The sequence below is a fragment of the Alkalihalobacillus sp. MEB130 genome (assembly GCF_032335535.1).
Lineage (GTDB): Bacteria > Bacillota > Bacilli > Bacillales > Bacillaceae_D > Halalkalibacter.
Genome location: NZ_JAOANA010000006.1, coordinates 42,254 through 62,078, shown reverse-complemented (window position 1 = coordinate 62,078; position 19,825 = coordinate 42,254). Strand labels below are relative to the sequence as shown.

At 39.0% G+C, this 19,825-nt stretch carries 11 protein-coding genes; all 11 read right to left on the bottom strand.

What is annotated here, in order from left to right:
• Positions 1-61: 61 nt before the first annotated feature.
• The 11 genes from N0O92_RS07985 to N0O92_RS07935 all read right to left on the bottom strand — a co-directional run bounded on the left by N0O92_RS07985 (position 62) and on the right by N0O92_RS07935 (position 19,630).
• Positions 62-3,520, bottom strand: coding sequence for a glycoside hydrolase family 3 C-terminal domain-containing protein (locus N0O92_RS07985; protein WP_315614146.1), 3,459 nt, complete (start codon positions 3,518-3,520; stop codon positions 62-64).
• 216 nt (positions 3,521-3,736) lie between these two features.
• Entirely contained in the window at positions 3,737-5,029 is a 1,293-nt protein-coding gene (locus N0O92_RS07980) for an ABC transporter substrate-binding protein (RefSeq protein ID WP_315614145.1), read from the bottom strand.
• Between the two features lie 457 nt (positions 5,030-5,486).
• Positions 5,487-5,681 carry a hypothetical protein gene (locus tag N0O92_RS07975; protein WP_315614144.1) on the bottom strand — a complete coding sequence of 65 codons (195 nt, stop codon included), beginning with the start codon at positions 5,679-5,681 and terminating at the stop codon, positions 5,487-5,489.
• A gap of 300 nt (positions 5,682-5,981) precedes the next feature.
• Entirely contained in the window at positions 5,982-7,178 is a 1,197-nt protein-coding gene (locus N0O92_RS07970; protein ID WP_315614143.1) for an aminotransferase-like domain-containing protein, read from the bottom strand.
• Positions 7,179-7,280: 102 nt separating this feature from the next.
• Entirely contained in the window at positions 7,281-8,666 is a 1,386-nt protein-coding gene (locus N0O92_RS07965) for a YjiH family protein (protein WP_315614142.1), read from the bottom strand.
• A 287-nt stretch (positions 8,667-8,953) separates the two neighbouring features.
• Positions 8,954-9,712, bottom strand: a complete 759-nt coding sequence (locus N0O92_RS07960; RefSeq protein ID WP_315614141.1) for a DeoR/GlpR family DNA-binding transcription regulator — start codon at positions 9,710-9,712, stop codon at positions 8,954-8,956.
• Positions 9,713-9,818: 106 nt separating this feature from the next.
• On the bottom strand, positions 9,819-11,075 hold the full coding sequence (gene rhaA / locus N0O92_RS07955; protein WP_315614140.1) for an L-rhamnose isomerase: 1,257 nt from the start codon (positions 11,073-11,075) through the stop codon (positions 9,819-9,821).
• 26 nt (positions 11,076-11,101) lie between these two features.
• Positions 11,102-12,505: a rhamnulokinase gene (rhaB, locus tag N0O92_RS07950; protein ID WP_315614139.1), complete on the bottom strand. Its 1,404-nt coding sequence runs from the start codon at positions 12,503-12,505 to the stop codon at positions 11,102-11,104.
• Between the two features lie 149 nt (positions 12,506-12,654).
• Positions 12,655-14,724: a bifunctional aldolase/short-chain dehydrogenase gene (locus N0O92_RS07945; protein ID WP_315614138.1), complete on the bottom strand. Its 2,070-nt coding sequence runs from the start codon at positions 14,722-14,724 to the stop codon at positions 12,655-12,657.
• A 354-nt stretch (positions 14,725-15,078) separates the two neighbouring features.
• Entirely contained in the window at positions 15,079-15,843 is a 765-nt protein-coding gene (locus N0O92_RS07940) for a hypothetical protein (RefSeq protein ID WP_315614137.1), read from the bottom strand.
• Positions 15,836-19,630 carry an AAA domain-containing protein gene (locus tag N0O92_RS07935; protein WP_315614136.1) on the bottom strand — a complete coding sequence of 1,265 codons (3,795 nt, stop codon included), beginning with the start codon at positions 19,628-19,630 and terminating at the stop codon, positions 15,836-15,838. Before N0O92_RS07935 ends, N0O92_RS07940 begins: the two co-directional genes overlap by 8 nt.
• Positions 19,631-19,825: the final 195 nt, after the last annotated feature.

The following is a 19,825-nucleotide window of genomic DNA, read 5'->3' as shown; positions in this document are numbered from 1 at the left end:
AAAAAAGCACAGCCGCTGCCATTTCGGCAGTGGCTATGCTTTTCGTTGATTTGTCCGTTTATTACTTCTGTTTCGAATTGCCTTTATTAGCTGACGCATTTTTGAACGTTAAGCTGTCAATTCGAAGGTCAGGTTCATGAAACACAACATAGATTGTGCCTTGTCCTCTAGGTATGTTGCTACCCAGATCGACCGTTACATCTGTGTAGCCTAACTCATTTACCGTAACTCCGGCATTTTCAATCGTGTATGTTTTCTTTTCAGTCTTTGGAACTTCAATTTCAGCAAAAGGTTGGCTGTCGACAGAATCCGCATGAATCGTTATTTTTCCGCCAGCCGCGTCAGAAGCTACAGATGCTGTTACTTGACGCGAACCCGTTAATACGACTTTCGGCAGCGCTACCCACGATCCGTTTTCCTTCGAACGAACAGCATGGTATCCGCCAACCACCTTATTGTCTTTTAAGTTTTCAGCCGTTCTCGCCTTTGACACTTCATGGTAGATGACCTCGTGTGAAGCAAATGCATGGTCAAATACATTAAATGGTTTATTTGTTGGAAGTGCCGCTAGTGAGACACCAGCAATTTTCATCTCTTTCTTAGCACGGATATCTTGTGATGAAGCACCTACCATTAGTGTGTAAGTTCCTTCCTCCACAACAAAATCACCCGCATTAACATCCCAAATTGCTAAATCTTCAGGATCTACTGTAAGAGTCACAGTTTTTGTTTCTCCTGCTTTTAAAGAAACCTTTTCAAATGCTGCAAGTTGCTTTTGCGGCGTATAATCACCATAAGCTGATTGTTTGTTTTTCGCATATACCTGAACAACTTCAGACGTGTCTACCGTTCCAGCATTTTTTACGTTCACAGTTACTTCGAACGGTGTATTCTTAGATCTAGATGGTACATTGAATTTGCTATAAGTAAAGTCACTATATGATAGACCGTAACCGAATGGATATGTTACAGGTGCTTTCGTGTACATGTACGTTAGCTCTGATTCAATGTGGTCTGCATTCGTCATATCAACTTGATAACGTGGATCGATATCAGCTAACTTTATAGATTTATTTCCTTCAGGAATCACGTACTCATTAATTTCAGGGAAGGCAGACATATCTGCATACCATGTAGAAGTTAAACGTCCTGTTGGCGCATAGTCACCGTATAATACTTGAGCAAGTGCATAAGAATCATACTGACCACCATAAGGCTGGTAGACAATCGCAGAAACGTTAGGATTGTTTTGAATTCGCTCCATTCCAACTGGGAAGCTTGCTTTCACTACAACAATTGTCTCTTTGCCTTGTTCAGCAAACGCAGCTGACACCTCTTCAACTAATTCGTAGTCGCCTTCGCCCATATCTAATTCAGAGCGATCATAGCCTTCTCCTGCACTGTGACGAGGGATTGCACCGACAAATACGATAGCATAGTCATCTGTTTGTGCGCGCTTAACTGCTTCAGCACCTACTTCTTGCACGACAAGTTGTTCAAACTTCACATCATCATTTCGGTTCGCTGCATTTTCAGCATTTTGAAGAGTTTGAGACGCTGTCTTCAGCTTCCCTTCAGAATCTGTTGTAATAAATCGACCATTGGAGTAGTACCAATTCGTGAAGTCACCGCCAAATCCAGTCCGGTACCCATTTGAAATCAATGAAACCGTTTCGTCTTCATTAGTTTCAATACGGATAGTGGGTGGAATGGCACTTGTGTTCCCAATCATGTTAGCTAAATCCCAGTCATTATCCGTTAGATTTAAACTAGTATCATTTGTGTTCTCAACATCGGCATTCGCTCCTGAAGGTGATGTTACCCAACGTTCATTTTGCAACGAACGTAAGCTGTATCCTGCTTGACCCCAGTCAAACACTTCAAACAAGTGGGCAAGGTTCGTTTCATCAAACGAGTCAGTTGTTGTAACAAGTTGCGCTCCAGCCTTTTCGTCTAAAGTACGAACTGTTTGACCATTCGATTCTGATTTTAGCCCTACAACTTTCGCTCCTGATTCATAAGAGACATTATTAGCACCATTCGCTCTAATGATTGCCAATAGAGGGGAAATTCCCGAGTTCTCGATATCCGGAGTCGATCTTAGAGAGTAAACCGTTTTAAACCTAGAATCTGCATATAAACCAGACACGGCAGCTTTCTGATTTTTTTCAAGCGGCAATACTCCTTCATTCTTTAGTAAAACAATGCTCTCTTGAGCTGCTTGTAATGCTACTTCTTGATGATCAGGCAGGCTGTATGTAGCAGGCTCTGCTCTCATATCCTTCGCTTCATTAGCGAAGGGGTAATTTTTTAGAACTCCATTTTCGTCTACTTCATTAAAGATACCAACACGAACCATTTGGTTTACATGAGATCGTGCGGCTTCAATCAAGTCTTCCTCTGTAATACCATACTTTCCTTCTTCAACGGCATCCACCAATGCAGCAACATCGTCTAATGCATTTTGAACGTTTGGCCCCGGACGTCCAGCGTTTGCATTAGCCAAGATCATTAGAATCGTAGCATGTGTTCGATCAACCGCATATTTCGTATCGTAGCCGTTGCCTTGCATATTCTCACCAAAAACATGGGCGTCACCGTTGAAATCTGGTGAACTATACACCCCATACTTGGAATGATTATTCGCATGAATTTGATAAGGAGATAGAATATTCGGAATTCCGTTTGTGCGACCGAACGAAGTCATAACTCCAGCAACCGAACCGGAGCTAAGTGCTTTCAAAGGACTGCGTGTTCGATATTCGAAAATTGAACGCGCCCCTGCACTATTACTTGCTGATTGACGGAACCATTGTGAATTATAAATGGAATAATGTTTCGTCCCAACAGCTGCGCGCATCCAGAAACCGTCATCGCTATCAGCCTGATCGATACCACTTAGACCTGTAGCCATCTTATCAATCATCGTAGCAGCCATGTTGGCGTCTTCTGAAAACCCTTCATCAAATCTCCCACTAAGCGGATTAATGTGTAGATCACTAACAACCGTAAACGCAACAGTAGCAGAAGGGTCCGAACCGCCATGAATGTTTGACTCACCTTGTTTCACTTTTAACGTACTAATTTTCTCATTTCCGATGACTTGACCAATATCAGAAAGGAGCTCCTTGTTCCAAGTTTGTCCCATTCCAACTAATGCAGGAAAATCAGTGGATACACCTTGGACGTTGTCAGCAGCAGATAAAGCACCTGGTATCACTTTCCCAGCATTCTCACCACGCTGTAGCGTATAATGATTCCTTGATCCAGTTGCATAAACTGCTGGACCTTCTAACCCAGTATATTCAAAATAAGCGTCAACAAAATCATCTAGATGCGCAGGCACACCATCAAACAATGGCATCCCATCAAAAACTCCGCCTTCTTGTGTTTTAAATACGGGATTCTCTTCCGCTTTTTTCGCAGGAGGATTGAAACCAACCAACCCTGCTGTAAGCGTCGTAACAAGCATTAAAGACATTGTTTTTTTCCCCACCGCTAAGAGCTGGGATTTCTTCATTGCTACACTTCCTCTCACAGATTATGAAGCGCTTTCATTCATTTCATATAGGGACCGGTCTCCTACAAAATTAGTATATTACAACCTTTAGTAGAATCGTAAGTGTACCATTTTTTGGATTATGTACGTTTTTTTCAGGATAGAGAAGGGAGAGAGGATGAAAACACCCTCTCTGACTTAGATTCCTCATATCATTAGATACTAGTTAGTAGATATTTATTGCTTCAAAATAGAGAGATAGTCTTCTGGTGAAATTTCGCCAGTGACTAGAAAATGCACATGATACCTTGCTTTTTCTGCTGTTTTTTCATCAAATTGAGCCTCAAACCATAATGCTCCATTTCTCGCATTTTGTATTTCATCAAGAGTAATTCTCGTAACATTACTAACCTCTTCCGGAATTTCATCTGCAAAAAAACCACTAATCATACCATATTCAGATAAGGCATGTTCTCCGTAATTTGAAAATATAAACTTTACCCACTCTACTACTTCTTCATCAAATTTCTCTTTTGACAATACTTTAACAAGACCAGCGTTCATCATATAATCATCCATTGTCCCAACACCGTCTTTTACAAGAGGAACATTAAAAAAACCGATATTTTCTACACCAATATTATTTCTTTTTAAGTCATTAAAATCACTTAACACCCAACTACCCATATATATAATTGCAGCTTGACCATTTAAAAACATATTTACTGCCTTTTCATAGTCTACTGAATTCACTGCATCTCCAAAATACCCTTTCTCATTCATTTGCTGAACAATTTCAACAGCTTCAATGAAGCCATCGTCAAGTAAATCTAACTCGCCTCGATGCACCCGTTCCATCACATCGAACCCATATTTACGAACAACATATGCGTTGATCAATCGAGTGTAAGATGAACCCGTCCGACCGGCCAAAGCAAAAGGTTGGATGCCTTTCGTTTTAAGTGATTCACTGACATTCATCATTTCATCCCATGTAGTCGGAATTTCCACCCCCACCTCCTCAAAAATTTGTTTATTATACCAGAAACCTTCAATATTTAATTCAACTGGAACTGCATACAAGCTATTTCCACTCTCACTTTGTCTTTTTAATAGATCTACAACAGTAGGATTTAAAGTCTCATAAATTCCTAATGTCTTAAATGTTTTTTCCACATCTAATATTAAATCAGCTCTATACATCTGATCTAAATGTCTTGATTCCAATGCAAACATCTCTGGCAGATCATTACTTGCTGCCAATAATTGAATCGTTTGAACTAAATCATTTTGAGCAACTGTTTGAAGTTCAACGTTTACATCCAAATGCCTTTTCTCAAACTCTCTAGACAGTGGCATAATCACTCGTGGGTGTCCCTGATCTTCATTTTTAGTTGAAAGATAAACAATTGTTTTATTGCTATCTTCTAGTAAGCTTCCTCTCTCATCATCACTCTCATTAGAGCAGGCTGCAACGAACATTATTAAAACATAAATAAAGAGCATGAACCCACCTTTTCCTAACTTCATCCATGACTTCTCCTTGTCAATTACTTATCTTATATAGAATAAATCATCTGTTATCTAATTAATAATGTAATTTTTTTCTATTCAAAATTAGCTGAAGCAAAATTCACCACGTTTATAAATATAGCATTAGCCACCAAGGAAAACATAGTAACTGGGAAACTCTCTATATCAAGTCATCCCTTCCATACTTGTCTGACAGTCTTCATCGATTGCAGTTATTCGCTACTCGCCGTTCGTACTCCTTTACTAGTTAGATACTCAGTTGTTAAAAATTACCTTTACACCAAAAAGCAGAAAAGCTTTTACAACTTTTCTGCTTGCGTCCATTTCCTTCTCCATCAACCCGCTCATGGTCTTCTATCTGATTCTCAAGCGTATCATCCCAGCGTTCAAGCCATGTATTCCAAACGCGTACGTAAAAGGTGTCCCGCTCTTTGCTGTACAGTTGAAATTCCAATCATGGAACGTGTTCGACAATCTTTTGCTCAAAACTTGTGACATCGGACACGACCGTCTGAAAGCCGTCTTCATCCAACCCATTTTCTTGCTCGGAAAGAACGTGTAAAATTCGCTCCTTTGTGATGAGATCCTTCGATTCTGCATAGCGATAAAGAGTCCATTCTTCATCTGCTTCAGGCACAGATCCATTCATTTCCGGCCAAAATGAGGAAGCCTTTGCTTTTCCTGTTTTAGTAACTTCCGTAAAAAAGCAAAGCTAGCCACTTGATTTAACTTCTTCATGCTCTTTTTTCAGTCTGTTCTCGATAATTCTATTAAAAGGAGTTCGGTCTTCTCCTTCTCCGTAATCAAGTCATACAACTCTTCTGCATCCAACACTTTCTATCCTAAGATTCTTTAATCAAAAAAAGCGCCTGCCTTAGTGCTACTAGTACTAAGGCAGGTACCGGTCAATGTAGCTTACTGCTTTACATTTCGTACTACCTTCACAAACTTAACTAAGGATTCTTTCCATAACCTTACCCAGCTTCTTAACCCCTTCAACAATCTCTTCCTGATTAGCATAACTAAAAGAAAGACGAAGATATTCCTTCCCCTCTTGTTGATCTAGGAAAAAAAATTTACCCGGAACATATGAGACACCCTCTTTAAGAGCATCAGATAACAAATCCACTGTATCCACGCCTTCAACTTTGATCCATACAAAATAACCACCTTCCGGAACATACCACGAGATAGCTTTTGTTGGAAGATACTGTTTTAATGCATCGAGCAATACACTACATTTAGCATGATATGTAGCTCTTAACGTTTCAAGGCGTTTTTCCAAATTAATACTTTCTAAATAAGAAGCCATTGTTGCTTCAGCAAACGGATGATCCAAATCTTTTTTAAACCAAGCCAATGCTGTAATAAATGCTGGCGCTGCCGCTATCCATCCAATCCGCATTCCAGGAGCTACCACTTTCGATAAAGAGCCAACATGAAGAACACGCCCTTGCGTGTCTAATTCCTTTAATGAAGTAGACTGTTTGTTAAAGTGTAGTTCTCCATAAGCGTCGTCCTCTAAAATAAGAAAATTGTATTTTTCAGCAAGCTCCAAGACATGTTTACGACGTTCTTCTTTCATAGACGTACCAGTTGGGTTATGAAAGGTTGGGATCGTGTATAAAAAGCGTGGCATACTGAGCCCTGCCTTCTTTCTTTCCGCTAACATTTCCTCTAACAAGTTAGTCTGCAGTCCACCTTCATCAATCGGAATACTCATAAAATGCGTCGTGTAGTTTTGAAACACCTCTAATGCTTCCATATAGGTTGGTGACTCAATCGCCACAACTGTCTCTTCATCTATAAGAATGCGAGCTATAAGATCAATCGCCTGACACGCACCCGCCGTAATCAATAGTTCCTCTTCTGTTACACGCATCCCCCGTTCTATTGATCTTTTTTGGATCTGCTCTTTCAATTTTTCCATAGCGGGACTACCTAAATAATGCAACGGTAAATCACGCTCGTCTTTCAGCAAGCGGTCTACCGCTTCCCCTATAGGCTCTACAGGAACAAGCTGTGGATCTGGAAATCCTGAACTTAAACGAATACAATCGTCTGGCAGGAGTGGCATCCATTCACCAGGAGGGTCATTTTTCAGGGCTTCTTTCGTCGTTTTGGAGAAAAAAGATTCAACATTCACTTCTATCAATCACCTTTCCGTACATTTCTTACTAAGTTTCAATTATACTTGAGACCATAACAGAAAGCATTGGCAAATACCAATGCTTTCGTTCGATCTTATTTAGAAGAATAAAAAGTGTGCCATTGCCGCAGCAATTGGTAATGTAATAATTGTTCTTTGCAAAAAGATAATAAACAATTGCAAAAGAGAAATAGGAATTTTCGATTTTAATAATAAAATCCCAATTTCCGACATGTAAATTAACTGAGTTAAAGACATAACTCCAATGACAAAGCGTGTTAGTTCAGACTCAATTCCACTTCCAATAACAGCTGGTAAAAACATATCTGCAAAACCAACAATCATAGCTGGTGCAGCCGCATGCGCTTCAGGGATTTGAAGCAACTGAAGGAATGGAACAAAAGGATACGATAAATAAGTAAAAATCGGTGTAAACTCCGCAATCACAAGCGCAATTGTCCCTAACGCCATAACAAGTGGAATTAACGCAAACCAAATATCAATAACATTTTGAAAGCCGCTTTTTACAACACTGCGATAGCTTTTGACTTGACTTGCTTTTTCAACAGCTTGCTCGACTCCCCAACGGAAACTTGAAACTCCATCAGGAACAATTTCATCAATTTGCTTTCCTACAGGTTCGTAATACTCATCTTTCTTCTTGGAAAGCGGCGGGATTCTTGGACAGATAATCGCCGCAACAATGCCCGTTACAATTACTGTAAAGTAAAACTGAACGAACATATCATCAATGTCTAAAAACCTTGCAATAATAAGGCTGAAGGCAATTGATGCAATCGAAAAGTTCGTCGCAACTACTGCCGCTTCACGCTTCGTATAATAACCAGATTCATATTGTTGTGTTGTGAGTAAAACACCTACTGTTCCACTCCCCATCCAAGAAGCTAATGCATCTATCGAAGAACGACCAGGTAATTTAAACAATGGAAACATTATTTTACGAACCACCGTACCAATAAAATCCATTAAACCAAACTGAAGCAAAAGTGGCATGAATAAACAAGCAAATAAGAACCAGACCATTAGTACAGGAACTAAATCATAGAGCACTACTCCACCCGTAAAATCAGACCAAATAAATTCCGGCCCTATTTGATTCAAAGTCAGTACAGCAAATACCGCACCCACACATCTTAAAATCAACCAAAACGGGGTAATATCAAACAAGCTGCTCAAAAACGGACTGTTCTTTATCATGCTTATATTCGTAGATTTCACTACTAAACTACCAACAGCTGATAAACATAGAATGCTTTTCATAATGAAAGGGATATAATCAGCGATCAAGCCTTGTAATCCATCTGCTAATACTCCCAATCCAATTGTTACCTTATCATTAACCGAAATAGGAACTAAAAATAATAGTACCCCGATTAAAGAAGGTAACCAAAATTTCATATATTGTTTGGCTGTATACTGTTTTCTTGTATACGCCTCGCTTTTCTGCACTTTTCCAACTTCCATTTACTATCTCTCCCAATTTTCTCTAATTCACATATAATCCAGTAGTAGATTCGCTTTTAAAAGACAATAAACAATATAACACCCTTCTGTATAAATATGCAACCACATTATTAAAATTCAGAATTCAAAAATAAAAAAGCTTATTCTCCTGGCAAAATAAGCTTAATAAGCCTGAACATTAACCATAATTATACAATCTAGCAATTTTTTACTCGCCGATTCACCAACTTTCATAAACAGAAAAAGATACCATTGCTACAAATGATAGCACTGGTACCTTTTACCTTTTAAGCCTGAATCACTTTAATTGCTAAATCTTGCAATGACTGTATTTGCTTATGCTCTGTTTTCGAATCGGTAATAATATAATGAATCAAGTTAATCTCCGCTACTCGAGAGAAAGCTTGTTTATCAAATTTTGAATGATCCGCCAGCAAATAAACTTCATCAGCTATTTCTATCATTTTTTGCTTTACAAGTGCCTGCATTTCATTCGAATCACTTATGCCACGTTTCGCATGAATGCCTTGGCAAGAGATAAATGCCTTGTTAACGTGATAGTATTCTAATGCATTATTCGTTTGTGGTCCAACAAAAGAAAGAGACTTTTGTAACAAGGTTCCCCCTACTGTAATGACCGTTATTTTTTCACGAGTAGCTAATTCCATTGCCACTTTCATCGAATTCGTTAGTACGGTTAACGGTAAATCTGGCAATCTTTTAGCCATATACCAAGCCGTTGTACTTGCGTCAAGTAAAATCCGATCGTTCATATTCACATACTTGATCGCTTCCTCTGCTACCGCTAACTTCTCTTTCACATTTCGTACTTCTCTTTCGAAGTACGGCACCTCAATTTCATTCTCCTTTATACTAACCGCACCTCCATGGCTGCGTTGTAGCTTCCCCTCTGTTTCTAGTTTCTCTAAATCACGGCGAATCGTCTCTTCTGTCACACTAAAAATTTGACTTAATTCAGAAACACGGATGCTTCCTTTCTCATTGACTAATTCCGTGATTTTTTCATGCCTTTGAGCTACGAGCACTTTGTCACCTCCACTACTATACTGATCAACATTTACTATACCATTTTTTAATCAAAAGAAGGAAAAAGCAGCCAGGTCTCTTTCTTCATTCAAACCTGACTATACACTATTTTCGTTTCGAAAGAACACTTTCTTCATACTCTACGACAGCTTCTAACCATTGTTCTTTAACAGGAACATTCATTTGTTCACAGTACTCATTCCAAATCGCTCCAAAAGGGTAGGTTTTAAATTCTTCTAAAAGAGCAAGCCTCTTTGTATAATCGCCATTGTCTTGCAGTTGTTTCAGTTGTTCGTTCGGCATGAGCATAGCAAAAAGTAATGCCTTCACCATATTACGTGTTCCAATCGTCCATGCAGCAATCCTGTTTATACTAGCATCAAAGAAATCTAGTCCAATCATGACTTGATCAAGTGCATCATTTCGAACAATTTCTAAAGCAATTTCTTTTAATTCATCATCAAGTGTAACGACGTGATCGCTATCCCAGCGAACTGGTCTGGATACATGTAAAGCCACTTTTTCACTGAACAAGAGCATCGACGAAATTTTGTTAGAAACGGTTTCTGTTGGATGATAGTGTCCAGTATCAAGCAAACAAAGTTTGTTATTTTTCAATGCATAACTTAAGTAAAACTCATGAGATCCAACAACATACGATTCCGAGCCAATCCCAAATAACTTACTTTCAACTGCATCTAAGTTGTATGCTTCATCAATCTCAACAGCGAAAATCTCATCCAAAGATTCTTTTAGTCTCTTCCTCGGTGTAAGACGATCGCTCGGTGTATCCTTATATCCATCAGGAATCCAAATATTGGTTAGACAAGGCGTTCCAAGCTCTTTTCCAAAATACTCACCTATTTTTCTACTAGCAATACAATGATCAATCCAATACTTTCTAATTTCTGGATCAGGATGCGAAAGAGTTAACCCATCTGCCGCTTTTTCATGTGAAAACAACGTTGGATTAAAATCTAGACCAAGATTATGTTCTTTTGCCCATGTAACCCATTTTTCAAAATGCTTGGGCTTTAGCTGGTCTCTTTCTACTACTTCTCCATCTGTTTCAGCATAAATGGCATGCAAATTAATTCGATGCTTTCCAGGAATAAGAGATAGAGCTTTTTCAAGATCCATACGAAGTTCTTCAGGAGTTGTTGCTCTACCTGGATAATTCCCTGTTACATCAATTCCACCCGATAATTCACCTTTATTTACTTCAAACCCACCAACATCATCCCCTTGCCAACAATGAACGGAAATGGGAACTTTTTTTAATCTTTCAAACACTTCATCTACATGGATACCCCACTGTTCATACTCTTTTTTTGCAAAGTCAAATTGACCTTTAACACTCATGATTTATCCTCCTTGCAACATGTCATTTAAGCATGTACGTATTTTTTCACTTCAAACGAATGTTTAATTAGACCTCTCGCTTCATTAATATCTTTGATTTCTTTAAGAGCAATTAGTTGTGCAATGATATTTCCGATCGCGGTTGCTTCAACTGGACCAGCAAAGACCTCTTTCTTTGTCACATCTGCAATTAATTGATTAAGCAGTTGATTTTGACATCCGCCTCCAATTACATTAATTGTCTTAAATTCCTTCTCAAAAATATCCTCTATTTCAGTTACAGCCTTTTGATAACTGTCAGCAAGACTGTCAAAGACACATTTCGCCACTTCCCCAGGGCTTATTGGAACTGGCTGATTCGTTTCGCGACAATAATTTTGAATTTCTTCGATCATATTGTCCGGCTTTAAGAAACGTTGATCGTCCACATTCACCTTTCCTACAATTGAGGAAACATTTTCGGAAAACTCCACCAATTCTGTAAATGAATATTTATTTTTATAATTTCGACGGACCTCTTGAATCATCCAAAGCCCCATAATATTTTTTAAAAAGCGAAATTGATAATCCATCCCGCCTTCATTTGTGAAATTATAATCCAATGCTTTCGTTACACATATAGGAAAATCATTTTCCACACCAATGAGTGACCATGTCCCAGAACTAACGTAAATCGTATCTTCTAGTTCAGGAACAGCTAGCACAGCTGAACCGGTATCATGTGTAGCTGGGAGGATCACATCCATTGAAAAGCCAAATTCTTCTACTAGCTCCTCTTTTAATCTACCGAGTTTCTCCTTAGGCATTTTTATGTCTTGAAACATATCAAAGTTCAAGCCTAACGTGTTAATAATTTCTTTATCCCACTTTTTAGTAAATGCATTGATTAGTTGAGTCGACGTTGCATTTGTGTATTCATTCGCTTTTACACCCGTTAATAAGTAATGAAGATAATCAGGTATCATTAAAAAAGATTTTGCCTTTGCTAACACTTCCGGAGAGTGTTTTTTTAATGAATACAGTTGATAAATGGTATTAAACTTTTGAAATTGTATTCCCGTTTCTAAGTACAATCGCTCTTTCATTAAAATATCGCTGACTTCCTCCATCATTCCGTCAGTTCTCGGATCACGGTATGAAATGGCATCAGTCAAAAGTTGATCATGCTCATCTAGTAAAACAAAATCTACTGCCCACGTATCTATTCCAATACTAGCAGGCTTAATATCAAGCTCATCGCACCTTTTGATTCCTATTTTAATCTGATCAAACAACTCGTTTACATCCCAGCAAAAATGACCATTTTTCTCAACGATTTGATTTTTAAATCGATGAATTTCCTGTAAGTGTAGTTGGCGTTCGTTTACACTCCCAACGATAAGCCTCCCACTTGAAGCTCCAATGTCGACAGCTAAACAATGCTTCGCCATATGGCACCCCTCCCTAATCGTAACCGCTTTCTATCTTTGTAAATAAAGTATCCAACCCCGAAAGAGGATCACAAGCTTACCGAAAAGGGGGTTTTTCAGTCGCTTCAACAATCACTGCCGGGGCCAGATCTATATGTTTACTTACCTCTTTATCTCGTAAATGCTGCAGGTACACCACCGTCAACTGTAATCATACACCCCGTTGTCTTTTCTGCTTTTGAAGAAGAAAAGAAAAGAATCGATTCAGCAATATCTTTCGGGTAAATATTCACTAGTAACGTCGTACGTTTACGATAGTGCTCTTCTAATTGATCTGGCTCAATTCCATACGCGGCTGCACGCTCTTCCCGCCAGTTCGAACCCCAAATAGCAGAGCCCTGAAGAACCGCATCAGGTAGAACTGAGTTTACACGAATGCCATACTCCCCGCCTTCAGCAGCAATACATCTTGCTAAATGTGTCTCTAGCGCTTTCACTGAGCTATATGCTGAAGCATTTTTCCCAGCGTATATAGAGTTTTTCGATCCGATAAAGACCATACTTCCACCTAACGCTTGATCTTTCATTTGCTTGAATGCTTCTCGAGCAACTAAGAAGTAGCCTGTTCCTAATACATTCATATTTAGATTCCACTCTTTAAGAGTCGTTTCATCAAATGGACTTGATGTTGCAAGGCCGGCATTATTCACAACAATATCAACGCCACCAAATGTTAACGCAGCTTGAGCAAACGCTTCTTGAACTTGTTCTTCACTTGTTACATCCATTTTTACAGCTAGTGCGCGACCTTCTCCGTATTGTTCATTGATTTCAGCTGCAACTTTTTCTGCTCCTTCAAGATTTAAATCGGCAAGAACAACATGGGCTCCTTCTGCAACGAATTTACGACAAGTCTCACTTCCAATCCCACCAGCTCCACCTGTTACAAAGGCTACCTTTCTAGAAAACTCAGCTTCAGCAGGAGCTAATGATAGTTTGTAAAGTTCAAGCGGCCAATACTCAATATTATAAGACTCATTTTCATTTAAGGAAACGAATTGTCCAAGAGCTGTTGAACCTTTCATAACAGCAATGGCACGGTGATAAAGAGCACCACTAACGTTTGCCATCGTTATATTTTTACCTGAATTCACCATACCGATACCAGGGATTAACATCACACGTGGTGCTGGCTCAAACATCATGTCGCCTTCATTTTTATTACGCTCAAAATAGGATTTATACTCTTCTTTGAAACGTTCAACACCTAATTTAATTTCTTCAACTAGTTGGTCTACGTCTTTCGTTGAAGGATCCCAATCAATGTATAAAGGTTTCATTTTTGTGTGAACTAAGTGATCCGGACATGCCGCTCCAACTTGAGAAAGTTCTGCCGCATTTAGGCTGTTAACAAACTCCATTACATCTTCTGCATGATCATAAGTTAAAATCATTTTCTTTTCGTCACTTACCGCACCACGAATAGCCGGCATGACTTTTGCTAATATATTCTTCTGATCCTCTTCCGCTAGTGAGTCATATTTCTTACCACCGAAAGTAGTGTTTTCATTTATACGAGCGTTGATGTATGCTTCTGCTTCATTAATAACGTAAATCGTCTTATCATAACTTTCCTTAGCTGTCTCTCCCCATACAACTAAACCATGTTTCTCCATCAAAACTAAATCGGCATTCGGATTGTTTTGCACACCTTCAGCAATCATTTTTGAAAGGGTGAATCCAGGGCGTACATATGGAACCCAAACAAAGCGATCCCCAAAAATTTCTTCTGCAATTTCCTTCCCATTATCTGCACAACAAATACTAATGATGGCATCTGGATGTGTATGATCCACATGCTTAAATGGTAAAAAGGCATGAAGCAACGTTTCAATTGAAGCGCGAGGATGCTTACTATCAATCATGCAATGAGACAAGTACTCTACCATTTCTTCATCAGGCATTTCGTCACGTTCAATTAATGGACGAATATCTTCGAGGTTTAACCCTGTGAAATTTTTTGCCTTCATTGTTGCAAGATCAGAACCACTTCCTTTTACCCACATAACTTCAATGTCGCGACCACGGAAATCTTTTTCCACCGTTTTCATTGAGGTATTTCCACCACCCCAATTACAAACAGCGCGATCAGATCCTATTAAGTTAGAACGATATACAAGTTCACTAAGTCCTGCAGTTAATGTATTTGCCTTTTCTTCAGTCCATAAATTTCGTACCATGATTACCTCCGCTTAAATCTTTATTTCCTTCTGAAATTAATATAACACCTTTGTTTATTTTTGTATATACTTTTGTTTGTGTTTGTTTTAAAAGTGCTAACATTAGTAGAAAAGGAACATTAACTATCAGTTTCCTAGTTTTAGCAGAGGGGTTTGATACACCATTAGGTTCACTTCTCTCTCACTGTTACATCAAAGTTGGTTTTTGTTGATTTGCTTTTGATATCCTTATAAAAGTTGAACTAAAAACAAAAAAAACTTCGTACTCGATCTATAAATCAAGTACGAAGTTATGCCATCCAGCTTATTAAATACTGGTATATTCATCATAATTATCAAGCAAGAGACTACCATTCATTCCGAAACTTCCTCATCCTTCGTCCATTTCCTTCTCCATTCAATCCGTTCGTGCTCTTCTATTTGCTTCTCAAGAATATCGTCCCAACGCTCAAGCCACGTATTCCACACGCGTACATAGTATAGATCTTGTTCTTGATTATATAGTTGAAATTCGAGACACGCAACATGATCGATTGTCTTTTGCTCAAAACGATTGACTTCAGACACGACAGTTTGGAAACCTTCTTCATCAAGGCCATTTTCTTGCTCAGTAAGTACGTCCAACATTCGCTCTTTGTTCATTTCATCCTGCGTTTGTGCGTACCGGTAAAGAGACCAGTCTTCTTCTTCTTCAGTTCCTGGTTGAGCAACAGCATGCCAAAATTCATCGTGAGCAGGACTATAAAAAAGTTCTGTCCACTCTTCTTCCATTTCTTCTTCAACAATCCCTGTTTGTAGTTGTTCATGCCCTTTGGCTGTTAATTTATAGATGGCTCTTTCTAATTGTAGTAAGCCTGAACGCTGCATTTTTTCCATTAAATCTGTAATGAAGAGCTCCTCTACTAATAGCATTTCCGACAAATTCGCTGCACGTCGGATATCGGTCTGTTCCACTGCCAGCAAAATCATTTTCATAAGAATGTCCATTTTAGAGCGTTTCACCTTAGTAAAGGCCACATCAAATGTTTTGACATGTACATACCACATTGCTGATTCTTTGATTTGAATTGCTCGGTTTTCAAGCAAACTAGCACGTAGACGATTTTGTACTTTATCCATGTATGCTCACCTCTTTATGCATGCGTAGCCCATCTTGTTTTTTTACAGATTCTAGTACGTGTTTATACATCCTTCTAGTATCTGCTTGTCTCGCCTTTTCGGTGAACATTTTTGTACTTCCAATTAAAACGAGCAATTCCCTTGCTCTTGATAAAGCAACATTCAATCGGCGGTAGTCTTTAGCAAAACCGATATCGTCTTGTTTGTTATCATGATTTCGAACCATGCTTAACAAAATGACATCCATTTCCATTCCTTGAAAGCGGTCAACGGTACCGGTACGAATGGTAACATGTTCTAAGCGGAGCTCCTGGTGGATAAGACGGTCAATTCTTTTGACCTGCTCCCCGTAAAAACTAATAACCCCAATGCTCTTTTTCTCATCTGCCTTCATTCTTCCAGCTTGCTTCGCTTGAGCTGTCGCTGTATCTAGTTCCTTCAACAATTCCTCAATTCTCTTTAATTCAGCTGGGTTAAACAAACTTTTTCCACCTTTCATTCTTTCTTCAAAGAATGCAGGCTCATTCGGGATATCCAACCATAATAGATGATGGTCCCTTTGAATGAGTGGAGATTCAAGCAAATGATCACGAGCTGAATCAGAATTTGGTAAGCCGCATTGGAGCCGTTCATTTTCTTGTTCATAAAACGGAGAAATGGTTTCCATAATGTTCTCATGCATTCTGTATTGAATTGCGAGCATTGTTTTATTCGTTTTTGGCAAGTTTTTAAATAACCTTTCAAATAACGATTCTTTTAATAACTTTTTCAATTCAACTTCGCCTTCAAAATCATCACTCTCATCTGCCATTTCCTGTAACGTTTCTTCTAGCGTATCGTCTCCCAAAAGAGGAGGCAGCTGATGATGATCCCCAACTAAAATGACTTTTTTCCCTTTTAACATCGGCAAAAGAAGTTCAGGAGGAGTCGCCTTTGAGACTTCATCAATGATCACAACATCAAAAACAGGAAAATTGTCGATAAAATCTTTACGTGCAGATGCCACACACGTTGTCCCAATTACATTCGCATGCTTCACATAAAGCTTCCTAATCTCATCTAAATCATGATCATTTGCTTCTTCTAGCAAAGAAAGCCATTGTCCTTGAATCGATTGAAAAATCGGAAGTTTTTGCTTTTCCTGCTTTAATGATTCGCGCGTAAATGAACAGCTCGCAACTTTCTTCAATACCTCTTCATGCGCTTTTTCTGGCTCGGCCTGTAATCGGGTTAGCAATGGAATACGCTCTGTTTCCTTCTGCGTGATCAAATCTACTAACTGTTCTAGTTGTGACTTGAATTGCTCGAGCTTTTGTTTCTCTTCCTGAAGTTGAGCTACTGTATGTTCAAGCTGCTGTTCATGTAACGTAATGCGTTCTTTCACCTGCCAATATTGCTCTTTTTGATTTTGAAGTTCACGTGCTTTTGCTTCTTTGGTTAGTAGGGTTTCTTTTGCATCAGGAATCGGTTCTGCTACGTTCTCTAGCAAGAGTTTAAGCTTCTTTTGAAGAGCGTCTAGCTCCTTGTTCTGCTCAGCCATTTCTCGTTGCCATTTATGAAGTACCAATTGACTTTCATTTTTTTTCTGCTGAAGTTCATCTAGTAACTCCTGCTTTAGTAGTCCGAACGCTTCCTGCGCCATTGTTTTATACGTATCATACGACTGTAATCGTTTCGCTTTTTGACGTATAAACTGTCTCCTGCTATAAAGTCCTTCTAGTTCTTTCACAAGTTCTTTCGGATAGATGTTAGAACTTTTCAGTTTGCTTCTTAAATCATCTAAGAATTGATCAATTTCTACCGCAGTAAAAGCCTCTGACCGATTGATAGCCTGCTGCTCAATCTGGCTCAAAGGAACACGACGCGAATGTAACAATTGTTCAATATAGGAAACAGCTCCATTTAATCGGTCATGATAATCTTTTAATTTCTCAAATTGCTTTAGTTGGGCACGAATGTCATGTAACTCATCAATGAGTTGCTGAACTTTTGTAGTCCGCTCTAGATTTTGTTCAAGTAAAATCCATTTCAACCCGTCTATTTGTTTTACGTTTGTAATTTTTGCGAGCAAATTCCCCAGCTTTGTCGTTTCTTCAGACCACGTATTCCATTCAGAGGTCGTTCGCTCTGTTGTTTTTAGTTGATACGCAATCTCTTCCTCAACCTCTTGAATAACTATGCTTTGCTCTAGTTGATGAATGATTTGCTGAATTTCTTCATACTCTCTTTGAATCGTGTCAATGTTCGGCTCACCACGAAGAGAAGTAACATCTTTTTCGATTGTTTCTGTCAAAAAGACTTGAGATTGTATTAAATCCTGTATACGCAGTTCAACTACTTGTTGCTCCTGTTCTGCCACCTTCACGCTCTCATTTTGTTTATCAATAAAAGAGTCCATTTCGATCAGTTGTTCTTTCGCTAGCTTTTTTGATTCGATTTCCGCTTCCAACCGTGCAAGCTCTGGCTCAAGCTGCTCTAGTGTTAGCTCGTTTTCTGCCCATTCCGCTTCGATTTCAGCTTCGCGTTTTTTCCGTGTTTCAAATTGTGTAGAGACTTCGTGCAACGTATGCTCTTTCCAATATTGCCCTACATTTTCTTCAATAAACTTCTTTCCTTCTTCTTCAATGCTTTCCGTACGACCTACTCGAAGAATGCGAATATCTTTGTTCGCAAGCAACCGGCCAAGAGCATTGTCGACCGCCAAATTCGACTGTGACGCTACAAGTGTTCGCAATCCAGCTCGTGCATTTTGTAGACAAATTTCAGATATGACGGTTGTTTTTCCTGTTCCAGGTGGCCCTTGAATAACATACAAATCTTCAGCAGACATCGCACCTATGACAGCTTCCTGTTGGAATTCATTTAATCTGTTGTGAAACTGAAGCGAGTTTTTTCGTTTCGGCGTTTTGACTGGAGGTTTATTTTCAAATAAAAGCTGTTCAAGCTCAGGATTGGCAGCTAGACCATTTTCCAAATGCCGAAACCCTTGTCGTAACCTTTTCACCTGGCTTAATGTCGCAAAATTACTGAACGTTACTTCTTTTTCCTTCAGATCAAAACGCTGCTGTCTAGCTCGTGCCTCCATGAATTTATTTAGTTCCACTTCAACCGTGCGAGCGCCTCGGTTTGCTTTCAGTACCTTCCCAACATCCTGATCGATTCCTTTTAATTTGACGCTTAAATCTTTTAGCGATCTCCACTCTTTATCACCAAGCTCGCATCCAGTAATAGTCATTCGAGTGAAATCACCATTAAAGGTAAGCCCCAAGTAACGGCCTATCATATCTGGAATATCAGCAGTACGCTCTTGAATTTTTAAATAACCTTCCCAACTAGCAATTCGCTTTTTTACATACAGGGAACTTTCCTGCGCTACTGGCATTTCATGAATGAAGCTAAGTAAGTCAAGCGAGACTGTCCTGCCGGGCTGAATGTTCAGATCAAACTCTAAATCTACCGAGCGGCGCCAATTTGTCTGTACAGAAACCCGCGCTGCTTTTGTTGTTACATTTGTTACTATAAATCGGTCCTTCTCCACAACACAATGTAAAACGACAATGATCCCAGCGTACACATCGGCTAATCGAACATTTTTTTCATTGTCAAAGTACAATGCCACCGAAAGTGGTCGCTCCTCTGTTTGAGGATATTTTTCTATATAGACTCGAAATGATTTCTCTAATGAAAAAAACGAGCGCTCATCTAGTTTGAGCTCCCGCATCTTGTCCTTCGCCTTATTTGTTAAAGTTACCGGACAACGATATGTCTTACTGTGTATCTTTATCATATGTCCACCTGCTTCTCATTCGACACAAATAAGTTTTTGAATGATTTTCTTCCAAATTGAATTATAGCACAACGCACTTAATAGATCTCTTATTGAAAGAAGTTATTTTATTTGAAATCATAACCAGTCTTTCCACATACTCAGCTTACATTAATCCGTTGAACAACATCACTATAATAAAAGATAGAATATTAG

Bases quoted from the DNA above. Each gene is read 5' to 3' on its own strand.
- N0O92_RS07985 (WP_315614146.1), bottom strand. From the start codon at position 3,520: ATGAAGAAATCCCAGCTCTTAGCGGTGGGGAAAAAAACAATGTCTTTA.
- N0O92_RS07980 (WP_315614145.1), bottom strand. From the start codon at position 5,029: ATGAAGTTAGGAAAAGGTGGGTTCATGCTCTTTATTTATGTTTTAATA.
- N0O92_RS07975 (WP_315614144.1), bottom strand. From the start codon at position 5,681: ATGAATGGATCTGTGCCTGAAGCAGATGAAGAATGGACTCTTTATCGC.
- N0O92_RS07965 (WP_315614142.1), bottom strand. From the start codon at position 8,666: ATGGAAGTTGGAAAAGTGCAGAAAAGCGAGGCGTATACAAGAAAACAG.
- rhaA (WP_315614140.1), bottom strand. From the start codon at position 11,075: ATGAGTGTTAAAGGTCAATTTGACTTTGCAAAAAAAGAGTATGAACAG.
- rhaB (WP_315614139.1), bottom strand. From the start codon at position 12,505: ATGGCGAAGCATTGTTTAGCTGTCGACATTGGAGCTTCAAGTGGGAGG.
- N0O92_RS07945 (WP_315614138.1), bottom strand. From the start codon at position 14,724: ATGGTACGAAATTTATGGACTGAAGAAAAGGCAAATACATTAACTGCA.
- N0O92_RS07940 (WP_315614137.1), bottom strand. From the start codon at position 15,843: ATGGATAAAGTACAAAATCGTCTACGTGCTAGTTTGCTTGAAAACCGA.
- N0O92_RS07935 (WP_315614136.1), bottom strand. From the start codon at position 19,630: ATGATAAAGATACACAGTAAGACATATCGTTGTCCGGTAACTTTAACA.